Genomic DNA, 5,591 nt, shown 5'->3' on the forward strand with positions numbered 1-5,591 from the left:
CAAATTACTTCGTTCAAGCTAAAAATCTAACGGAAGCTAAAAAAGTTTACCCGATATTAAAGACGGTTAACGCTCAAGTCTTACAGCAAGTCTTAAAAACTGTAGATAAAGCTTTTGACCAGATAAAATCGAAAGGCTTCGGCTTTCCTAGATTTAAGAAAAAGATGCGGAGTTTGGTTTTTCCTGCGCTGTCAAAAAACTTTCTAGGGGATGGATGTTTGAATTTTCCACAATTGGGAAAAATTCGGATTAGGAAATCTAGGGAGTACCCGTCTGGGTTTGAGCCTAAACAAGCTCGAATTATCCGCAAAGCGTCGGGATTTTACGTTTCGGTTTCTTTCCAATCTACGGAATTAGTTCCCGATATGACAGTTGGGAAGACCTGTTTAGGAATCGACGCGGGGATTGAAAGTTTTGTCGCTACTTCACGGGGAGATTTAATCAAAGCCCCTCGATTTTTGTTGAAAGTACAGAGTAAGCTTAAATTGCTACAAAGACGCTTGAAACGGAAAACTAAAGGCTCTAGCAATTGGTTAAAACTTCAGGAGAAGATAGCGAGATTACATGAAAAAGTGTCTAATACTCGTAGAGATTGGCACTTTAAGTTAGCTCATTACCTTTGTGATCTTGCTGATAATATCTTTGTCGAAGATATTAACTTCATTTCCTGGTCTAGAGGGATCGTTAGAAAACAATCTCTGGATTCGGGCATCGGTAGTTTTATTAACGAGATACTACCGTTTGTCGCTTGGAAACGGGGGAAATATTATCTTAAAGTCGATAAAAACGGAACTTCCCAGGAGTGTCCGAATTGTGGCGCGATTACTGGCAAAAAGTCGTTATCAGAAAGAGTTCACCGGTGTGATTCTTGCGGCCACATTGAACCGAGAGACACGGCATCAGCAAAGGTAATCGAGAACCGAGGAAAAAACGCGGTCGGACTGACCGTGTTAGAAAACGCTCGCGGAGGCGATTTGACGGGGATCGACTGGGTTAAACCAGGTCGATCTAGTTAAAAACCTATGAACCGAGAATCTCCCGCTACACCGCGCGAGCGGTTAGCGGGGGAGAGTCAAAATTAGAATGATTAAACCCCAACCATAACCCCGCCTCGATAGCCGATAACTGATCGCTAAACATGGATCCATCTTTCGCCCTTACCCTGCAAATTGTCATCACTGTGGTGGCGGGGATTACAGCCCAAGTCATTGCCGAATACCTGAAAGTTCCCAGTATTGTCTTCCTGCTCATTTTTGGGATTGCTTTAGGGTCCGATGGTTGGGAAATTTTACACCCCCAAAGTCTGGGAATTGGCTTAGAAGTCCTTGTTGCTCTCTCTGTGGCGATTATCCTATTTGAAGGCGGTTTAAGCCTAAGCGGACGGGAATTAGGGCGAGTTTCTGGCAGTTTACGCAATCTTGTCACCCTCGGTACTTCCATCACTCTCATTGGTGGCGGTATGGCGGCCCACTGGTTGGGGGAATTTCCCTGGCCGATCGCATTTCTTTACGCTTCTTTAGTGGTGGTAACTGGTCCGACGGTGATCGGGCCTTTGCTGAAGCAAGTAGCCGTAGATCGGCGGGTGGCGACGCTTTTGGAAGGGGAAGGGGTATTAATCGACCCGGTGGGCGCAATTTTAGCCGTAGTGGTGCTAAATACGATTATTGATAGTCATGCCCGCCCCATGGAAATTATCACCGGTTTAACCCTACGTTTAGGCATCGGGGCGGCGATCGGCATTGCTGGAGGCGGATTGTTAAGTTTTATTATAAAAACTTGCAATTTTCTGACTTTTGAGCTAAAAAATCTCGTGGTTTTAGCGGGAGTCTGGGGGTTATTTGGTTTATCACAATTTAGCCGCAGTGAATCGGGGTTAATGGCGGTGGTAATGGCGGGAATTGTGCTAAAAGCGGCGGCAGTTCCCGATGAGCGGTTATTAAGGCGTTTTAAGGGTCAATTAACCACTCTTTGCGTGTCGGTACTGTTTATTTTACTAGCGGCGGATCTTTCGATCGCCAGTGTCATCGCTTTGGGTTGGGGCAGCGTCCTGACGGTGTTAGTCTTGATGCTGGTGGTACGTCCCCTGAGTGTGGCTCTGTGTACCCTAAAAAGTGACCTAAATTGGCGACATAAGTTATTTATCGCTTGGGTTGCCCCTAGAGGAATCGTCTCTGCCTCCGTAGCTTCTTTATTTGCCATTTTACTCACCCGTGCCGGTATTAATGGCGGTGAAGCGATCAAAGCTTTAGTCTTTTTAACAATTTTAATGACCGTTTTTATTCAGGGATTAACGGCGCGTTGGGTGGCAAAAGGGCTAAAAATCACTTCTTCTGCGGCAACAGGGGCAGTAATCGTCGGTTGTAATCCCCTAGGTCGCTTAATCGGTTGTTTATTCCAAGAACAAGGGGAAAACGTGGTTTTAATCGATACGGATGCCAGGGCCTGTGAACAAGCAGAAGAAGACGGTTTGACGGTGCTGCAGAGTAGCGCACTTGATACAAAAATACTGCAAGAAGCCGGCATCGAATCCATGGGGACTTTTCTGGTTTTGACTAATAATAGCGAGGTTAATCTGGTTTTAGCCCAAAGAGCCGGCGAGGAATTTCATCCTCCCCGGGTTTTGGCTGCCTTTGCGGGAACCCCTAACCCAGATAAAAATAAGGTTAATCAGGTTTTTCTCCCTAGTTTTTCGGTCAAGGAATGGAATCAGTATTTAGACGATAATCAGATTAAATTGGGTAAAACTATCTTTAAAGGCAATGATTTGAGCGAACAACAGACCAGATTAACTAAATTAATTGAAAATGGCGAACTGCTGCCCCTACTATTGCGTCGCGATAATTCCCTACAGGTAGTAACAGAAAGGGAAGAATGGCGCACCGGAGACGAATTAATCTATATTCTGCGCGATTTACGCCCGCAACTGCTTAAACGTCTTTCTGGCACTGTCAGAACCCGTTTATCTTTAGAAATCTTACCCGAAGTGGAAATCGCCACCAGTAGATAAGTAATAGGACAAAATTAACTTCTTGGTGAGGATAGGCACTCTGGCAACTTAACTTAGCTAAAAAAAACGGTACACTGATAACTGATAATTGATAACTGATCACTGCTTATGCCTCCTCGTTGGCCCCGTCAACCCGACCGCAAAAACGATCCCGCTTTCCGACGTTTAGATGATCGCATGAATTTCGCCGTTCATGTGGCGGCTTTTTTAGCGATTAATTCAGGGTTGTGGTTTTTTCATATCATTAAATTTTCCGATTGGACTTGGTTAAATCTGTTCACGGGAATTTGGGCTATTCTATTGGTGGGACATTTGATTTATATAGCGGCGATCGCTAACTACTCGGTAACATCCCATGGCTAACACAACTCAGGACATCGAAAATCTGGCGGCCCAAATCGGCGACAATATCTACATTGACGTGGCTAAATGGCATCTCTATCTCCGGGAAGCACATTTACACAGCGTCGTTGCCGAAAAAGTCTTCCCTTTGCTCGAAAACGACAGCTTAAGCGAGAATGCAGTCATGTCTATCCTGCGGGAGATAAAAGTCACCCTCGGAGGTGGTCATCTACAAGTTTCTCTAGCGGATTTGTTACCCAGCAAATGTCAGATAGATTTAATCGATTTGCTCGAAGAATACCAAAAAAGTCTCTAAAATTCCCGAATAGTATGTCTGATTACTCGCAGACTAGGACTAACAGGCTAAAGTAGTTAGAAATAGTCCCCCAGAAGCAAACCATGGAAATAGGTGTTCCCAAAGAGATTAAAGATCAAGAGTTTCGCGTCGGTTTGAGTCCTAGTAGTGTGCGTGTACTCAATGATCGCGGTCACAGGGTGTTTGTGGAAACGGCCGCCGGATTGGGTGCTGGATTCAGCGATGAAGATTACCAAAAATCCGGGGCCAAAATTGTGGAAAAAGCGGCCCAAGTTTGGGATAAACCGCTAATTGTCAAGGTAAAAGAGCCGCTGAAGGCAGAATACGGCTTTTTAAATAAGGAAGCTCTCCTATTCACCTATTTACACCTAGCGGCCGAGCGCTATTTAACGGAAGCATTAATCGAGTCGGGAACAACTGCGATCGCTTATGAAACGGTCGAGCTTGCCGATGGTCGTTTGCCTCTCTTGACTCCCATGAGTGTTATTGCCGGTCGTCTTTCGGTACAATTTGGGGCCCGCTATCTGGAAAAACAACAGGGAGGTAGGGGAGTTTTACTGGGGGGTTTCCCCGGGGTGAGTCCTGGACAAGTGGTTATCCTTGGCGGTGGTGTGGTGGGTACGGAAGCGGCCAGAATTGCCATCGGTATGGGGGCAAAAGTAACTATTTTAGATATTAACGTCGAGCGCTTGGCCTATTTAGAGACTTTATTCGGTTCCAGGGTAGAATTGCTTTATAGTAGCCCGGCACAATTAGAAAATGTGGTTCCTAAGGCCGATTTATTGATTGGGGCAGTGCTAGTCTTAGGAAAACGAGCGCCAACTCTAGTTTCTCGCTCTTTAGTCGCCAAAATGACCCCTGGTTCTGTAATTGTCGATGTGGCAGTGGACCAAGGAGGCTGCGTGGAAACTCTGCGGGCCACTTCCCACAGTCAACCGACTTACTTGGAGTCGGGAGTAGTACATTATGGAGTGCCTAATATGCCTGGAGCAGTACCCTGGACGGCAACCCAAGCTTTAAATAATAGTACCCTACCCTACGTTATTAAATTAGCCGACCATGGGGTAAAAGCCTTGGATCAAGATGTTTCCCTCGCTAAGGGGTTAAATGTCGCCAATCATCGGTTAATTCATCCAGCAGTGCGCGAAGTTTTTCCCGATTTGATTTGAGCAGTAATTTCAGGGCTGATGGTGGTATTTTCCAAGGGCTATGACTAAGAATTTATGGACAAGGGATGAGCTGCTGATCGCTCTCAATTTATACTATAAATTTCCCTATGGACAATTCCACACCAATAATCCTATTATTATCGAAGTCGCTCAAAAGTTACAGCGAACACCATCGGCCCTGGTGATGAAACTATGTAATTTTGGTTCTCTCGATCCCAGGCATCAATTGCGAGGAGTACAGGGGTTAAAAGGTATCAGTAAAGCTGATCGACAAATCTGGCAGGAGTTCGAGGATAACTGGACAGAATTAGCCCTAGAAAGTGAGGAAAAATTACAAGTTCTTTTAGGAGTTATCAACGAACAGCAAGAGGATTTTACGAGACTTGATTTTTCGGAAAATATCAAAACAGAAACCGAGGCAATCAGAAAAGTTAGAATCGGACAAAACTTTTTTAGAAAGACAATTTTAGCCCTATATAACTATCGTTGCTGTATTACAGGAAATCCCATTCCGCTGTTACTAACAGCTAGTCATATATTACCCTGGAGTCAATTTCCCGAACAGCGTTTAAACCCTCATAATGGCTTGTGCCTAGCTCGTACTCATGATACTGCTTTCGATCGAGGTTTAATTAGTTTCGATGAGGATTTAAGATTAATTATTGGCCATGAGATCGAAAAAAAGGCTCAGGATCAAGGTAGCGAGACGTTAGCACTAAATTTTATCAACTATCGCGGTAAAACTTTAAATGTTCCC

At 44.8% G+C, this 5,591-nt stretch carries 6 protein-coding genes; all 6 read left to right on the top strand.

Annotated features, from left to right (window positions below; genetic code table 11):
- Positions 1 to 1,016: RNA-guided endonuclease InsQ/TnpB family protein (locus tag PX636_RS00975; RefSeq protein ID WP_288115943.1), on the top strand; the 1,016-nt coding region annotated here is incomplete at its 5' end.
- A 122-nt stretch (positions 1,017 to 1,138) separates the two neighbouring features.
- Positions 1,139 to 3,007, top strand: a complete 1,869-nt coding sequence (locus PX636_RS00980) for a cation:proton antiporter (protein ID WP_288115944.1) — start codon at positions 1,139 to 1,141, stop codon at positions 3,005 to 3,007.
- A gap of 108 nt (positions 3,008 to 3,115) precedes the next feature.
- On the top strand, positions 3,116 to 3,370 hold the full coding sequence (locus PX636_RS00985; protein WP_159294608.1) for a hypothetical protein: 255 nt from the start codon (positions 3,116 to 3,118) through the stop codon (positions 3,368 to 3,370).
- Entirely contained in the window at positions 3,363 to 3,665 is a 303-nt protein-coding gene (locus PX636_RS00990) for a DUF3181 family protein (protein ID WP_002782261.1), read from the top strand. The genes PX636_RS00985 and PX636_RS00990 overlap by 8 nt, the downstream gene beginning before the upstream one ends.
- 83 nt (positions 3,666 to 3,748) lie before the next feature.
- Entirely contained in the window at positions 3,749 to 4,834 is a 1,086-nt protein-coding gene (gene ald, locus PX636_RS00995; RefSeq protein WP_004162976.1) for an alanine dehydrogenase, read from the top strand.
- Positions 4,835 to 4,874: 40 nt separating this feature from the next.
- Positions 4,875 to 5,591: HNH endonuclease (locus tag PX636_RS01000; protein WP_288115945.1), on the top strand; the 717-nt coding region annotated here is incomplete at its 3' end.

Source organism: Microcystis sp. M53598_WE2 (assembly GCF_030067735.1).
Lineage (GTDB): Bacteria > Cyanobacteriota > Cyanobacteriia > Cyanobacteriales > Microcystaceae > Microcystis > Microcystis aeruginosa.